This is a genomic window from Novosphingobium sp. BL-S-19, from assembly GCF_055521675.1.
Genome location: NZ_CM145498.1, coordinates 1,776,982 through 1,793,097, shown reverse-complemented (window position 1 = coordinate 1,793,097; position 16,116 = coordinate 1,776,982). Strand labels below are relative to the sequence as shown.

General features: G+C 63.5%; 11 protein-coding genes. 6 read left to right on the top strand and 5 right to left on the bottom strand.

Annotation, left to right across the window (positions count from 1 at the left end; genetic code table 11):
- Positions 1 to 52 precede the first annotated feature (52 nt).
- The 4 genes from ACZ1JV_RS16630 to ACZ1JV_RS16615 all read right to left on the bottom strand — a co-directional run bounded on the left by ACZ1JV_RS16630 (position 53) and on the right by ACZ1JV_RS16615 (position 4,687).
- A complete protein-coding gene (locus ACZ1JV_RS16630; RefSeq protein WP_465138213.1) occupies positions 53 to 1,684 on the bottom strand; it encodes a Na+/H+ antiporter in 1,632 nt (543 codons plus the stop codon).
- Between the two features lie 146 nt (positions 1,685 to 1,830).
- A complete protein-coding gene (locus ACZ1JV_RS16625; RefSeq protein ID WP_465152422.1) occupies positions 1,831 to 2,493 on the bottom strand; it encodes a TadE/TadG family type IV pilus assembly protein in 663 nt (220 codons plus the stop codon).
- Positions 2,490 to 3,026, bottom strand: coding sequence for a TadE family protein (locus tag ACZ1JV_RS16620; RefSeq protein WP_465152593.1), 537 nt, complete (start codon positions 3,024 to 3,026; stop codon positions 2,490 to 2,492). The genes ACZ1JV_RS16625 and ACZ1JV_RS16620 overlap by 4 nt, the downstream gene beginning before the upstream one ends.
- Positions 3,027 to 3,115: 89 nt before the next feature.
- On the bottom strand, positions 3,116 to 4,687 hold the full coding sequence (locus ACZ1JV_RS16615) for a pilus assembly protein TadG-related protein (protein ID WP_465152421.1): 1,572 nt from the start codon (positions 4,685 to 4,687) through the stop codon (positions 3,116 to 3,118).
- A gap of 261 nt (positions 4,688 to 4,948) precedes the next feature.
- On the opposite strand from ACZ1JV_RS16615, the gene ACZ1JV_RS16610 reads away from it, so the two are divergent.
- The 4 genes from ACZ1JV_RS16610 to ACZ1JV_RS16595 are packed head-to-tail and all read left to right on the top strand — an operon-like array spanning position 4,949 to position 11,234.
- A complete protein-coding gene (locus ACZ1JV_RS16610; protein WP_465152420.1) occupies positions 4,949 to 8,044 on the top strand; it encodes a response regulator in 3,096 nt (1,031 codons plus the stop codon).
- Positions 8,041 to 8,925: a CheR family methyltransferase gene (locus tag ACZ1JV_RS16605; protein WP_465152419.1), complete on the top strand. Its 885-nt coding sequence runs from the start codon at positions 8,041 to 8,043 to the stop codon at positions 8,923 to 8,925. The genes ACZ1JV_RS16610 and ACZ1JV_RS16605 overlap by 4 nt, the downstream gene beginning before the upstream one ends.
- On the top strand, positions 8,915 to 10,717 hold the full coding sequence (locus tag ACZ1JV_RS16600) for a response regulator (protein ID WP_465152418.1): 1,803 nt from the start codon (positions 8,915 to 8,917) through the stop codon (positions 10,715 to 10,717). Before ACZ1JV_RS16605 ends, ACZ1JV_RS16600 begins: the two co-directional genes overlap by 11 nt.
- Before the next feature lie 49 nt (positions 10,718 to 10,766).
- Entirely contained in the window at positions 10,767 to 11,234 is a 468-nt protein-coding gene (locus tag ACZ1JV_RS16595) for a low molecular weight protein-tyrosine-phosphatase (RefSeq protein WP_465152417.1), read from the top strand.
- On the opposite strand, the gene ACZ1JV_RS16590 is transcribed toward ACZ1JV_RS16595, so the two are convergent.
- Complete coding sequence (locus ACZ1JV_RS16590) at positions 11,231 to 11,818, bottom strand: GNAT family N-acetyltransferase (protein ID WP_465152592.1); 588 nt, start codon at positions 11,816 to 11,818, stop codon at positions 11,231 to 11,233. The genes ACZ1JV_RS16595 and ACZ1JV_RS16590 overlap by 4 nt on opposite strands.
- Positions 11,819 to 12,084: 266 nt before the next feature.
- On the opposite strand from ACZ1JV_RS16590, the gene purC reads away from it, so the two are divergent.
- Complete coding sequence (gene purC, locus ACZ1JV_RS16585; protein ID WP_465138204.1) at positions 12,085 to 12,867, top strand: phosphoribosylaminoimidazolesuccinocarboxamide synthase; 783 nt, start codon at positions 12,085 to 12,087, stop codon at positions 12,865 to 12,867.
- Between the two features lie 241 nt (positions 12,868 to 13,108).
- Positions 13,109 to 15,952, top strand: coding sequence for a M16 family metallopeptidase (locus ACZ1JV_RS16580; RefSeq protein WP_465152416.1), 2,844 nt, complete (start codon positions 13,109 to 13,111; stop codon positions 15,950 to 15,952).
- Positions 15,953 to 16,116 lie beyond the last annotated feature (164 nt).

Sequence of the window (16,116 nt, the reverse complement as noted above, 5' to 3'; positions counted from 1 at the left end):
AAAGGAGCGGACGCCGGTCCGCTCCCTTCTTGTTTCAGAGCGCTATTGCCACTTACCCTCGCAGGCGCGTTTCCGACAGATCGAGTTCGCGCGTAAGCTTGCGGATGGTTTCGCTTCCGACGCGGCGATTGCGGATCAGTTCCGCCAGTTCCGAACGTTCCGCTTTCAGGCCGACGAGGCGGAAATCACGGAACAGGCGTTCCTGCGCGCGAACGGCATCCCGCTCGTCCTCGCTCAGCCCTTCGATCCGTTCGCGATAGAGGTCCATGACCCGTCCGCCGGCCGCAGCATAGCGATCCGCCTCACCGTGGACCTCCGCCAGATGGTGCTGGTGGCGCTCGATCGCCCTGATGGCCGCTTCCGCCGTGGACACGCGCGCGGCATCCTCCTCCGCCTGTTTCGACGGTTCGGACGGCATCGTCAGGTCCTTGAGCAGGACCGGAAGCGCAATACTCGCCAGCACCAGCGAAACGATGATTACCCCGGCCGCAAGGAAAATCGCCAGGTCGCGCGCCGGGAAAGGCGCTCCATCACTCATGACCAGCGGCAGCGTCAGCACACCAGCCAGAGTGATCGCGCCGCGCACGCCTGCGAAGGACATCGCAGCGACCAGCCGCCAGTTCGGGCTGCGCAAATCCGTCTGCGCCTGCCGCTTGCGCAGGATGGTCAGCTTGAACGATACCCACACCCAGATGAAGCGCAGGGCGGCAAGGCCCAGCACGATCGCCACGACATAAAGCGCCAGCCAGCCCGGTTCGGTATGCCCGGTAACGGCAACGGTACGCTTTGCCCCCGCCAGAATGCCGGGAAGCTGTTCGCCCAGAAGCACGAAGATGATGCCGTTCAGCGTGAACTGGATCGTGTCCCACACCGAGTTGCGGCGCATGCGGGTAACCGCCATCGCCTGGCGCGAGATTTCGGCGAAAGTCATCGTCACCCCCGCGCCTACAGCGGCGAGAATCCCGGACGCGTGGAATTCCTCCGCCAGCATGTAGGAGCCGAAAGGGATCAGCAGGCTGACCAAGATCTGGGAACCGGTGTCCTCTCCCCAGCGCCGGGTTACCCATGCCTTCGCCCGCGAAACAACCACTGTGACCGCAACGCCGATGACAAGGCCCATGCCCGCCACCCACAGGAAGTTGAGCGCGGCATCGCCGGCAGAGAACGTGCCGGTCAACGCCGCCGCCACGGCGAACCGCAGGCAGACGAGGCCGGAGGCATCGTTCAGCAGCGATTCCCCTTCCAGGATGTGCATCATGCGCTTGGGGATAGGAACGCGCGCGGCAATGGCCGAAACGGCGATCGGATCGGTAGGCGAAACTACCGCGGCAAGTGCGAAGGCCACTGCAAGCGGCATCGCCGGGATCATCCAGTTAATGAACAGGCCCATGCCGATCACCGTCGTCAATACCAGCCCCAGCGCCAGTTCCACGACGGTGGAAACGTCCTTGAACAGTTCGTCCTTGGGAATGCGCCAGCCGTCCAGAAACAGCAGCGGCGGCAGGAACAGCAGCAGGAACAGTTCGGGATTGAGAGACACGCGATAGGACGTCGAAAGCCCGATCACGCCGCCCAGCAGGATCTGCACCAGCGGTGTCGGCACCGACCATGGCAGCATCCGTGAAATCGCACCGCTGACGACCACCGCCAGCAGCAGAAACAAAACAACCGAAACTGACTCCAAACCCAAACTCCTTCGCTATCGCGGAAGGACCATGGGGGCATGAAGCAACGATTGCAAACCCGCGTGCCGGCTGGTGTAGCAAATTGACTGGGTCGCAACACTTTGAAACGATGCCAGACTCCGCTCTTCATCCACCAGTAGCAAGTTCAGGTGCAGAGGGATTGGCTGCCGGTCCCGGTTATGCCGCTTGTAATGTCGCGGTCGTCACGGATCAGGAATGCGGCTTCCTGATAGAAGACCGCGTTCTTGACAAACATGTTTCCGAACAGCGGCTGATAGGCATAATAGATTTCGACGTACATCACCGCTGAATTGGCAACGGCCTTAATGGTATGGCCGGTTTTACCCATGCCGGTCAGCGTCGTGTTCGCCGGGCCGTAGGCCGAGCTTCGTGCCAGGCTGCCGCGGCAGCGCTGCCAGTGGATATATTGGCTGGTTGACGATTTCCTCTCCAAGCTGGAAAGGATAATCCGTCCATTCGCCCCGAAGTTGAACGAGCTGCCCTGCGTAAGGGCGCCGGACATGATGGAGTTCACGTCAGATTCCTTGACGGAAGGCGCAACCGCAGAGTTGTCGGTCTGACCGAGACGGGAGGCATTATCCGCCACGGAAGTTGCAAGTTGGGAAACTCCCATCCGAACCATAGCCATGTAGGCAAGCTCGGTACCGTAGAGTCCCAAAGTGATCAGGATCGGCAGGACCAGCGCGAATTCCATTAGCGAGACGCCGCTGTTGTCGCGGCAAAGTCGCCGCGCGAACCACCGGATGCGAAGGCGCACCGCGCGCAGATACGAAACCCGCGCGCTCACTTGCAGACCCCCGCGGCCGAACCGTAGTCCGTTTGCTGCCCGTAAGGCTGGTTCTTGCGGACGGTAGTCGCCGTCAGCGTGCGCGTCTGGTTCGGGTTGGTCAGACCGGGAATCGGGAACAGCGGCTTGTAGGTGGCCTTCACCGTGTAGAGCACGACGTCGTTTGGACCGCCGTTACCGGATTGGCCGATATCGGCATCCCACCGGCCGTTCTTGTTCTCGTCAACATAAGCTTCGTTATTGTCGCACGTGCCGTTGTTGTTCTTGTCGTTCCAGGCCTCTGGGCGGGCAATGTCGGTAAAGTCGTAATAGCTGGAACGCGTCGTAGCTATGGTGGCGCCGGGCGCCACGCGGCCCACGACCGCCAGTATGTTCTGGTCCAGCGTCGTGGTGTTTGCCGTCTCCAGCGTACCGTTACGAGCCGCATCCTCCACCGCGCCATGCAGCACGGCGTTGACGTAGGCCATGTGGCCGATGTCGAAGATGCCCACCAGCAGCAGGATCAGCACGGGCGCAGCCATTGCGAACTCCACCGCCGCCAATCCTTGACGATCCTTCGACAGTCGAAGAGCCAGATTGCGAAGGGCCGCACGGCGGCGCGAAGCGATGAAAGGCGCCGCGCTCACTGCGTGATCCTCAGTTCGCCGATTTGCTTGGCGATTTCCAGAAAGGCGTCGTTGAGTTCGTCGGAGTCACTCGCGGTGTAGGAACTGTTTTCCGACGCGCAATAGGTAAGGTCGCTGGAAAGGCTGGAGGTAAAGGCGATCGCCCAAATGCGCACGCCCTTGGCCTTGATGGCATCGCAGACAGCCCGGAAGCGCTGCGTATGCACCGCGTTAGCCGTGGTCTCCGAACCATTTTGGGTCACGCGTCGATCCCACCAGTCGATCCCCCATGCCGAAGTAGAAGAGTTAGCCGTTTCCATCTTGCCGTCGGTCATGAAGATGATGTGGCGCGCCACTTCACCCCTGTTCGATGGCGCGATGTTGACGTTGCTGCTGAAGATGCCGTCCTGCGAAATCAGGCGCCCCCCCCAGATCATTCCGATGTCCAGATATGTGCCGCCCACCGCCACCAGTGAATCCGCATAGGAATTGAAGGCAGTCTGGGTCATTTCCGTCAGAAGCTGCGCCTTCACCGGGCAATATTCGGTTACCGATGAGCCTTGGGTGGTGGTGCCGGTGGTCCAGTTCGATGAATCGCTGCTTGCGTTGCTGCCGCGAATATAGCTGATCTGGTACCACTGGGGCGACCATTTCGTATCGATATCCGTGGTCGGCGCAGAATCGATATCGATGTCCCGCGCGCCCGCAGGCGAATAGCCGGTGGTCGACGAATAGCTGAAGCTCGAATCCCTGGTGGTCGCCCGTTCCTCGATGCATCCGTCCCAGGTGGACGACCGCATGGCGCCGTTCCTGCCGGTAGGCGTGTTAACGGAGGCGAAGGTCTTGAAAACGCTGGTGTCGTAGGAAACGGGTTGATAATAAAAGGTTGACGCGGTCGAAGACCACTGCCTGGACTGATAGGTATGGCTATCCGCCAGATAACTGGGATTCAAGTCATAAAGCAGTCTCCCGACGTTCACCGTGGAGCTGTACGGTACGAAGCCATAACGCACGCGGGCGGTGCTGGCCGACGTCGCGGAATAGAGCGTCGTATAGAAGTTCTTCATAGCCGCACGCAGGGCCTGGATGCGGGTCTGGCTGCCGGAAAGAGTGTCGTTCATCGATCCGGTCGTATCCAGCACCATCATCACGTCGGCGTTGCCCACGCTCATCGACGAGGCACAGCTAACGCTGATGTTGAACGTGTTGAAGCCAAACAGCCGCATCACCAACGTGTTCAACGTGGTGGACGCCACGCCACGCACGGTCTGCCCGTTGTCGGTCGAACTGGGCGTGAATACCGTGCCGGTAGTTTCCTGCCCGTTGTCGTCGAAGTTGGTGGCAAAGTAGTCCTGCGCCGCCTTTATTGAGGTGGCGTCCAACCCGTTGGTCGTCACCGTTCGGCGCCCGGCCAGCACACCGGCGTCGCAGGCCGCCTGAAGCTGGTTGCGCGCCTTGTAGTTACGACTGATGTCGATTCCGGAGCCGACGACCATAGCTGCAACCACCATGCCTACCGCAGCAAGCGGCAGGATGTTGCCGGCGGTGTCGCGGATCAGGCGTTGAATCTGGTTTCTGAGATGACGCATCGCTTGGCCAGTCGTACTGGAGGAAACTCGGCAGGATTCAGCGACTTCCTTAGATGACATTACTTAAGGAAACCCTGCGTGGGTCTACGGCGTCCTTCCTCCACGAAGTCTTCCCAATCGCGGGAAACGCCAAATTAACCACGGGCCTGGCGATTCCGGCGGGAACCTATTACGCCATCGGCGGTTTAGGACCTGATCCGGGGGCCGTACGTGATGGGGGAAAGCACGGCCCGCTCTATCCATTCGCCCCTGAGATCGAAGATGGCGTCGCCCAAGATTTTCAACCTGCAGGCTCAGCTCGCACTCATCATTCTGGCCGTTCTGGGGCTCTGCCTCGTTCTCGACATCACCATTCCTCTGGGAACGGGCGTAAGCGTCCTCTATCTGCTGCCGACGGTGATCGCCTATGTCGCGCGCCGGCCGGTGACGCCGCTGCTGGCCGCCATCGCGGGTGTGGGCTGCGCCTTTCTGGCCTATTTCATCGCTCCTCAGGGCCTCGGCCCCGAAGTGGCCATGACCAATCGATCGCTGTCGGGGCTGACCAACCTACTGATCGCGGGCATTGGCTTCATGCTGATCCGCTACCGCAACGCCAACCAGCACCAGCAATGGATGCGGGAGAGTGAGAACGATCTGGCCCGGGCGACGGCCGGCAGCATTCCACTGGACGAACTGAGCGGCCGGGCCCTCGCCTTTCTGGGCGAACGCTTTGGCGCCATCGCCGGCGCGATCTACGTCCATGATGAGGGCGGCTTTCACAAGGCCGGAACCTGGGGCGTACCGTCGGGCGCGGACTTGCCCGAACGGGTCGTTCCGGGCGAAGGCCTGTTGGGAGAAGTGGCCCGCACCGGGCGCACCGCCGCCATTGACCATGTGCCCCACGGCTACCTTGCCTTCGGCTCCTCGCTGGGCCGCGCCACGCCTGCACGGCTGGTGATGGGGGCGACGCAGGCCGACGGGCAGGTCAATGGCGTGATCGAACTGGGTTTTCTGGACGCACCGACATCCCGCCCGCAGGATCTGGCGGCATTCCTGGACCTCGTTTCCGGATCGCTGGGTATTACGCTGCGCGCCGCGAAGTACCGTGCCCGGCTGGAACAACTCCTGGTCGAAACGCAGCAGCAGGCGGAAGAACTGCAGAACCAGAGCGAGGAACTGCGCGCCACCAACGACGAGCTTGAGGCGCAGAGCAAGCTGCTGATGCACTCGCAATCGCAGCTTGAGGAGCAGCAGGCCGAACTCGAAAGGTTCAATTCGCAGCTGGAAGAACACAGCCAGTCGCTGGAAGCGCAGCGCGACGAGCTTGCCCGCTCGCAAACGCAGCTGCGCAGCCAGGCGGAGGAACTGGAGCAGGCCAGCCGCTACAAGAGCGAATTCCTGGCCAACATGAGCCACGAGCTGCGCACCCCGCTCAATTCGCTGCTTATCATGGCCCGGCTGCTGGCCGACAATCGCGGCGGCAACCTGACCGAGGAGCAAGTGCGGTTTTCCGAAACCATCGAATCCTCCGGAAACGATCTGCTGACGCTGATCAACGATGTGCTGGACATTTCGAAGATCGAGGCCGGACACCTCGAACTGGAACCGCAGCAGGTCGGCGTGAACACGCTTCTCGCCAAGCTGGAGGGTGCCTTTGCGCCTTCCGCTTCCGAAAAGAACCTGTCTCTCGCCCTATCCGTCTCGGCAGATGTTCCCGAAGCCGTTCACACCGATCCGCTGCGGCTGGAACAGGTGCTGAAGAACTTCCTGTCCAACGCGATCAAGTTCACCGACAGCGGCGAAGTGGCGCTGGCCGTCACGCGCACGCCGGCCGGGCGCATTGCCTTTGCCGTTCGCGATACCGGGCCCGGCATTGCGCCGGAACAGCAGGACGTGATCTTCGAAGCCTTCCGCCAGGCCGATGGCGGCATCGCCCGCAAGTATGGCGGCACCGGCCTCGGCCTCTCGATCTCGCGCGAGCTGGCGCATCTGCTGGGCGGCACCATCTCACTGGAAAGCACACCCGGCGAGGGCAGCACTTTCACGCTGGAACTGCCGGAAACGCTTTCGCAGGACGAAAAATCCTTCCCCGCCCGCCCAGCCGCCCCTGCCCCGGCGCCGATGGCCGCCCCGGCCGCCGCGCGTCGCGGACCGGTGCCGCAGGACGATCGCGAGACGCTGTCCGGCACGTCTCGCGTGATCCTGATCGTGGAGGATGATCCGGCCTTCGCACGAATCCTCGCCGACCTTGCGCATGAGGTGGGCTTCCAGTGCCTAATTGCCGGCACGGCGGACGAAGGTGCCCTGCTGGCGCGGCAGTATCTGCCGCAGGCCGTGATCCTGGACATGCACCTGCCCGACCACACCGGCCTTTCGGTGCTGGACCGGATCAAGCGCGACACGCGCACGCGCCATATCCCGGTGCACATCGTCTCCGCCGATCACGACGATCATGCCGCGCTGGCAAGCGGTGCCGTGGGCTATCTGTTCAAGCCGGTCAGCCGCGATACGCTGGTGGACATGCTGGAAGGGCTGGAGGCACGGATGGCACAGCGCCTGCGGCGCGTGCTGGTGGTGGAGGACGATGCCCGCCAGGCCGAAGCGATCCATCATCTTCTCGCATCGCGCGACGTGGAAACGGTGGACGTGCAGAGCGCCGCCGATTGCCTGGAAAGGCTGGCCGCCGACACCTTCGACTGCATGGTGCTGGACCTGAACCTGCCGGACATGTCCGGGCTGGACCTGCTGGAGCGCCTCTCCCACGATGAGAGCGTCGGCTTCCCGCCGGTGATCGTCTACACCGGCCGCGAGCTTTCCGAGGAAGAGGAGATGCGGCTGCGTCGCTACTCCAAGTCGATCATCGTCAAGGGCGCCAAGAGCCCCGAGCGCCTGCTGGACGAAGTGACACTGTTCCTCCACCAGGTCGTGTCCGAACTGCCCCAGGAAAAGCAGCAGTTGCTGGCCCGCGCGCTGGGCCGCGACGCGGCGCTGGAAGGCCGCCAGATCCTGGTGGTGGAAGATGACATCCGCAACATCTACGCGCTCACCTCGGTGCTGGAACCGCACGGCGTATCGGTCCGCATCGCCCGCAACGGGATCGAGGCGCTGAACGAACTGGCCCGCGCGGCGGACAGTGACGGTCCGCCGGTCGATCTGGTGCTGATGGATGTGATGATGCCGGAGATGGACGGCCTCGCCTGCATGCGCGAAATCCGCAAGCACGCGCAGTGGAAGGGCCTGCCGGTGATCGCGCTGACCGCCAAGGCCATGGAGCGCGACCACCTGGAATGCCTTGAGGCCGGCGCCAACGACTACCTTTCGAAACCGCTGGACATCGACAAGCTGCTCAGCCTCGTACGCGTCTGGATGCCGCGATGAAAGCGAGCGGCAGGCCGGTGGCAGGGCCGGTAGGGGAAGCGCTGGAAGAGCTTGAGGTAGACCTTCTGGTGGAGGCGATCTGGCGGCGCTATCAATACGATTTCCGCGACTATTCGCGCGCCTCCCTGCTGCGCCGCCTGCAGCGGGCGCAGTCGCATTTCGGCTATCCCCACTTATCCAGCCTGCTTGACCGGATTCTCCACGATCCCGACAGTCTGAACGTATTGATCGGCTTCCTGACAATTCAGGTGAGCGAGATGTTCCGCGATCCGGAATATTTCCGGGCCGTCCGCGAACAGGTGATCCCGCATTTGCGCACCTGGCCCTCCATCAAGGTCTGGGTCGCGGGCTGCGCCAATGGCGAGGAGTTCTATTCGCTGGCCATCCTGTTCCGCGAGGAAGGCCTTGGCGAACGCACGCTGTTCTATTGTACCGACATCAATCCCGCCGCCCTCGCCCGCGCGGAGGCCGGGGTCTACGAGATCGACCGGCTCGCCGGCTTCTCGCGCAACTATCGCGAAGCGGGTGGACAAGGATCTCTGTCGGACTACTACACCGCCAGCTACGGCGTCGCCCGTTTCGACCCGACCTTGCGCAAACGGGCGGTCTTTGCCGATCACAACCTTGCCAGCGATGCGGTGTTCTCCGAAGTGCAGTTTGTTTCCAGCCGCAACGTGCTGATCTATTTCGACCGGGCCCTGCAGGACCGCGCGCTGGGGCTTTTCGCCAGTTCGCTGCCCCCCGGCGGGTTCCTGGGGTTGGGATCCAAGGAGACGGTGCAGTTTTCGGCCGAAGGCGAAAGCTTTGCGGATTTCGCGCCGCTGGAAAAGATCTGGCGGCGTACCAGCCTTCAGGCAGAGGAGATGGCTTTTGCTGAATGAGCCCCTCAAGATCCTCGCCGTCGATGACGTGCCGGAGAACCTCGTCGCGCTGGAAGCCGCGCTGGACCAGCCGGGCATCGAACTGGTTACGGTGCCTTCGGGTTTCGATGCGCTGGAAGTGCTGCTGCGCGAGGAGTTCGCGCTGGCCCTGCTCGACGTGCAGATGCCGGGCATGGACGGTTTCGAACTGGCCGAACTGATGCGCGGGACGGAACGCACGCGCGGGGTTCCGATCATCTTCCTTACCGCCGTCGCCACGGACGAGCGGCGCAAGTTCCGCGGTTACGAGACCGGCGCGGTCGATTACCTGCTGAAGCCGCTGGACATCACCGAGCTGAATTCGAAAGTCGCGGTTTTCGTCGAACTCGCCCGACAGCGGCGCGAGATCGCCCGTCAGCGCGACGAACTCGGCCTCGCGCTCGGCCGGTTGCGCGCCCATGGCGACAATTCGCCGCTCGCCGTGCTGGAGATCGACGCCAACCTGCGGGTGGTCAGCTGGTATCGCAGCGCGGAACGCGAGATCGGCTTTGCCGCCGAAGACATGCTGGGCATCCGGGTCGAGGACGCACCCTTCCTTGTGGAGGGCGAGCGCGGACATTTCCTGGAGAACATGCGCGCCCTGCTGGGCGGGGGTGACCGGCGCGAGATGCAGCAGCATCGTTATCTGCGCGCCGACGGCGCACTGCGCGAGGGCGAATGGTACTGCTCCTCACTCGCCGGAACCGGACTGCGCCCCGCCACGGTGATGATCGAACTGCTCGACGTTACCGCCCGCCACCGCGCGGAGGAAACGCAGCGCCTGCTGATCGGCGAGTTGAACCACCGCGTGAAGAACACGCTGGCCACAGTGCAGGCCATTGCCTCTCAGGGGTTGCGCCACGCCCCTTCGCCGCAAGTTTTCCAGGAGGCGTTCACCGGCCGTCTTCAGGCCCTGGCCCGCGCGCACTCCTTGCTCAGCGCCACCACGTGGGAAGCAGCCGGGCTGCGACGCCTGATCGCCGATCAGGTGGCGATCGGCACGGTCAGCGAGGATCGCCTGCGGCTTTCCGGCCCCGATCTCGACCTGCCGCCGGAACTGGCGCTGCGCTTCTCGCTGATCCTTCACGAACTGACGACGAATGCGCACAAGTACGGCGCGCTTTCGAACGAAAGCGGCATCGTTGCCCTTGCCTGGGACTATGTCGGCGGCGTGCTGGACTTCACCTGGCGCGAAAGCGGCGGCCCGCCCGTGATCGCGCCCGAACGGCGCGGTTTCGGATCGACCCTGATCCAAAGCAGCATGACGGCCGACGGCGCGCAGATCTCCGCCAGTTTCGCCCCGGACGGCGTGCATTGGCAGCTCGTGCTGCCCTTGGCGCTGCCGCCCGAAGACCACAGCCCTTCGGCTCCTGCCAGCAATCCGGATCCCGCAGCCCCCCCCAATCCCGGCACGCTGCGTATTCTCGTCGTCGAGGACGAACCCTTGGTGGCGATGGAACTGATGATGGAGATCGAGGATTCGGGCGCAGTCCCCCTTGGGCCGGCCAACACTTGCGACCAGGCGGTGGCCCTGATCCGCGAAGGTGCGCCCGATCTGGCGCTGCTGGACGGCAACCTCAATGGCGAAAAGATCGACTGCGTTGCCGACGAACTGGCTGCCCGGTCGATCCCCTTCGCCTTCGTGAGCGGGTACGACCGCAGCCACTTGCCCACTGCGCATGCACGGCGGCCGATGCTGGGCAAGCCGTTCCTGTCCAACGATGTGCGCTCAACGGTCCAGCTACTGGTGGCGGAGATAGCGAGCACGGTGTGAGCGGGCATTCACCGTTGAGCCGCCCGCGTCCCGGAGGTAGGCGAGAGCGATGAGCGCTTATCCGTCCTTCCTGTTCGTCTGCCTTGGCAACATCTGTCGCTCTCCGCTGGCTGAAGCGGCCATGCGCCGGCAGGCGACGGCGGCGGGGATGGAACTGATCATCGATTCGGCAGGCACCGGATCATGGCACATCGGCAACGGACCGGACCCGCGCGCCCAGGCCGAAGCCTTACGCCACGGCATCGACATTTCCGCCTATCGGGCACGCCAAGTGACGCGGGCCGACTTCGAGCGGTTCGACCACGTCATCGCGATGGACGGCAGCAATTTCGCCAATCTCGAACGGCTGGCGCCCCCGTCGCACCGCGCCCGGCTCTCGCTGATGCTCGATCATGTGCCGGGTCTTGAAGGACGGGACGTGGACGATCCCTACTTCGGCGGGCCCGAAGGTTTCGTCACCACCTGGGATCAGGTCGATGCGGCTGCGCGCAATCTGGTAGCCGCCATCACGGATTAAAAACGCCGCATCCAGTACTGCAAAGCCTTCGTCGTCTCCTCCGTATCGCGATGGTCCTTCCACGCCAGCGCGCAAGTCAGCCCCGATATCGGCGCGTAACCACGCTTGCGCCAGAAGGCATCCAGCGGGCGATAATCCTGCGGTCGGTCCTGATGGTCCGCCGGGCGGATGACGGCGGCAAAAGCGGCATCCTTGGCGCCGCAGCTTCGCGCCTGCGCTTCGCGGTGATCGAAGAAGGCATGGCCGATGCCCTGCCCGCGCCATGCCGGCAGCAGTACCGATTCGCCAAAGTAGAACACCCCGGGAACGTCGTACCCCGCACGTTCCAGCGGCGCGCGCAGAGGGGCCTCCTGCGCGGCCAGCGGCGACGCCGTGGCCATGCCGACGATCCTGCCGCCATCCCGTGCCGCCACGAGAATCGCCTGCGGTGCGGCGGCGAAGGCGGCAAGATAGTCCCGCTCATATCCCGCATCGCCGTCATAGAGATAGGGCCACTCGGCAAAGACCGCGATCCGCAACCGTGCCAGATCGTCCAGCGCGGCCAGAATTTCATCGCCGGTAAGTGCGTGGATCGTGACGGGCATTGTCGCCATGGCCTTTCAAGTCCCTGAAAACCGGGGATCAAGCGATCGGTAATCCGCCGCTTCGCCCGCAGCAATCCCTTGGCGATCGCTTCCTTGCACCGCTGCCGCATTGCCTCCTGCGGCATTCCAACCGCCATTCCGGCCAAGCCGGTTTGCTTTTGCCCCCCATTGAACTATATGCGCGCTCGAACGCCCCGGCCGCGCAATCGCATAGCGATGCCCCCGCGCCGGGGCTTGCTCTTTTACCCATCTAAGGACGAACACGCATGTCCCGTCGCCGCCAGATCTACGAGGGCAAGGCCAAGATCCTCTATGAAGGCCCCGAACCCGGCACCCTGATCCAGTACTTCAAGGATGATGCCACTGCGTTCAACGCGCAGAAGAAGGGCACGATCCAGGGCAAGGGCGTGATCAACAACCGCATCAGCGAATACGTGTTCACGCGCCTGAACCACATCGGCGTGCCGAACCACTTCATTCGCCGCCTGAACATGCGCGAACAGCTGGTCCGCCAGGTGGAAATCATCCCGATCGAGGTCGTGGTGCGCAACGTGGCCGCCGGTTCGATCTCCAAGCGCCTTGGCATCCCTGAGGGTGAGCCGCTGCCGCACACGCTGATCGAATACTACTTCAAGGACGACGCTCTGGGCGATCCGATGATCGCCGAAGAGCACATCGCCTGCTTCGGCTGGGCCACCAACGAAGAGATGCAGGACATCTCGGCGATGGCGATCCGCGTGAACGACTTCATGTGCGGCATGTTCGCGGCGATCAACATCCGCCTCGTCGACTTCAAGCTGGAATTCGGCCGCATCTGGGACGGCGATTACAGCCGCGTGATCCTGGCGGACGAAATCAGCCCCGACGGCTGCCGCCTGTGGGACATGCACACCGGCGAAAAGCTGGACAAGGACCGCTTCCGCCGCGATCTGGGCGGTGAGGAAGAGGCCTATCAGGAAGTGGCCCGCCGCCTTGGCCTGCTGCAGGACGACAACGAACCCAGCGAGGTTCTGGACCTGTCCAAGCACCGCAAGCTGCGCGGCAAGTAAGGCCGGATAATCGATGCACGGGAAAGCCCGGCCACCGCAAGGTGCGCCGGGCTTTCTTGCGTTTTAGAGCATTTTCTAATCAGGTGGAATCACCTGATGACTCGGAAAATGCGACAAACCAAAAACTTAGAGCAGTCGATCCGACGCAGTCGGGTCGAAAACTGCTCTAACTTCACAAAAGCGGCGGTCCTCAACACACCGCGCCCTTGTTATCAGAAGCTTGCTCGGACATTGGTGCTCCATGCGAACGATCCTCATCACCGCGCTTCTCCTGACGGTATCGGCCCCGGCCATCGCGAAGGAGGCACCTGCCCCGCCTGCCGACGATACCAGCTGGGCCTTCGAAAAGAGCGACGTCCCGGTCGATCCGGACTTTCGCTTCGGTCGGCTGGCCAATGGCATGCGTTATGTGATCCGCCACAATGCGACGCCGGCCGGAACTGTGGTGGTGCGCATGGAAGTCTCTGCCGGATCGCTGGACGAAACCGATGCGGAGCAGGGCTTCGCTCATTTCCTGGAGCACATGGCCTTCAACGGATCCACCCATGTGCCCGAGGGGCAGATGGTGCCGCTGCTGGAACGTGAGGGGCTGGCCTTCGGCGCCGACACCAACGCCTCCACCACGTTCGAGCGCACCGTCTACAAGCTGGACCTGCCCCGCGCGGACACACACCTGCTGGATACCGCGCTGATGCTCATGCGCGAAACCGCCAGCGAACTCACACTTTCGCAAGCGGCGGTAGACCGGGAGCGCGGCGTGATCTTTTCCGAAATGCGCGATCGCAACACGTTCGCTTACCGCAACAGCGTCGCCTCCTCCGGCTTCTTCTATCCCGCCTCGCGCTATGTCCGCCGTTTCCCGATCGGCACCACCGAGACGTTGAACGCTGCCAGCGCGGAAACGATTCGCGCCTTCTACGAGCGCGAATACGTCCCGGCCCATACGACGCTGGTGGTGATCGGCGATTTCGATGCCGATGCCGTGGAAGCCGCCATCCGCACCCGATTCGACAACTGGCAGCCGCGCACCGCAGAGCCGCAGCCCGGCGCCGGCCCCGTTGACGCGAAGGACAAGGGCCGCAGCGCGATCTGGATCGATCCCGCGCTTTCCGAACGCCTGGTGATCCAGCGCAACGGCAAGTGGCTGGATGAGCCGGACAGCGTGGCCCAGCGGCAGGAAAATCTGCTCCGCTCGATCGGCTACGATATTGTGAACCGGCGGCTCCAGCGCCTGTCGCGTTCGGCGGAGCCGCCGTTCCGGGGCGCCGGCTTCGGCACCGGCGATGTGTTCAAGGCCGCCCGCTCCACGCGCCTGATCATCGACAGTGTGGACGGTCAATGGGCTGCCGGCCTATCCGCAACCGCGCGCGAATATCGCCGCGCCCTGGCCAATGGCTTCAGCGAGGCGGAAATTGCCGAACAGGTCGCGCAGCTCCGCACCGCGCTTACCGATGCGGCAGGATCGGCCAACACCCGCAGCAATGCCGCGCTGGCCGCCGCCGCGCTGGCGCTGGTGGACGACCGGCAAGTGCCCGGCACCCCGCAGTCCGTGCTGGACCGTTTCACCGCCTTCGCCCCGCAGATCACCCCCGACGCCTTGCTGGGCGCGATGAAGCGCGAGGCACTGGCGCTGGACAAGCCGCTGATCCGCTTCGAAGGGCGCACCCCGCCGCAAGGTGGCGAAAAGGCGATCCGGGACGCCTGGCAGCAAGCGATGCGCGCGCCGATTCCGGCCGACCAGGCCGGCGCCGTCGCCGCATTCGCCTATACCGATTTCGGCAAGCCCGGCACGGTCGTCTCGGATACGCGCGATGCGGTGCTGGGCATCCGCGAAGTACGCTTTGCCAACGGGGTGATGCTGAACCTCAAGCATACGGACATCGTGAAGGACCGCGTGGATGTGAGCATCGCCATCGACGGCGGTGACATGCTGGACACGCGTGAGAACCCGCGCGCCACCGACATGGTGCCCTATATGGACGAAGGCGGTCTTGGAAAGCACAGCCGCGATGAACTGGACACGATCATGGCCGGCCACACGCTGGGCTTTGGGCTTTCCACGGGCGAGGCAAGCTTTATCGCGCAGGCCGGCACCACGCCGCGCGATCTTGAGCTGCAGCTTCAGTTGCTGACGGCGATGATCACCGATCCCGGCTTCCGGCCGGAGGGCGAAGTGCAGTACCGCCAGCAGATCAACAACTACTTCGCACGCCTGCGCGCCACGCCGGTGTCGGCCATGCAGGCCGATCTGGGCGCGATCGTTTCCGACGACGATCCGCGTTTCAGCCTTAGCAAAGTGGAAGACTACCGCGCCCTGACTTATGCCAAACTGCACCGGGATATCGGCGATCGGCTGGAGCACGGCGCGATCGAGATCGGCGTGGTCGGCGATGTGGATGAGGACAAGGCCATTGCCATGGTGGCCGGCACTCTGGGTGCCCTGCCCGCGCGTGAGCCCGCTTTCCGTCCCTACGACGATCAGCCGCCCAGAACGTTCACCGCCGACCGCAAGCCGCGCGTGGTGCGCCACACCGGTCCTGCCGATCAGGCACTGCTGCGCGTGACATGGCCGACCCGCGACGACTCCGATCCCGTCGAGACGCTGAAGCTGCAACTGCTGGAACGCGTGGTGCGGATCGAACTGACCGACAGCCTGCGCGAAGCGCTGGGCAAAGCCTATTCGCCCTCGGCCGGGGTCTCGCTGTCGCGTCACTGGAAGGGATACGGCACTTTCGCCGTCGTCGCCTCCGTCGACGTGGCCGATGTGCCCGCCACGCGCAAGGCGATCGACGAGGTCATGTCTTCGCTACGCAAGGCGCCAATCAGCGAAGACGTACTGCAGCGTGCGCGCCAACCCCTGCTGGAAAGCTATCAGAACGCGCTCAAGAGCAATGGCGGCTGGCTCTCGCTCGTCGACCGCGCCCAGACCGAGGCGGACCGTATCGACCGCTTCAATCGCGCGCGTGAAAGGCTGTCGGCCCTGACGGCTGCCGATGTTCAGGCCGAAGCCCGCCGCTATCTCGATCCGGCGCAGGGTCTGGAAGTGCTGGCCTTGCCTGAGAATGTGTCCGAGCCCGCGAAATAGCGGGACCAAACGCTTAGAGCATTTTCTAATCAGGTGGAATCACCTGATGACTCGGAAAATGCGCCAAACGAAAAACTTAGAGCAGTCGATCCGACGCAGTCGGGTCGAAAACTGCTCTAGGTTGCGATGGATCGTACCTGAAAAGTGCAGCCAAACAAAAAAGG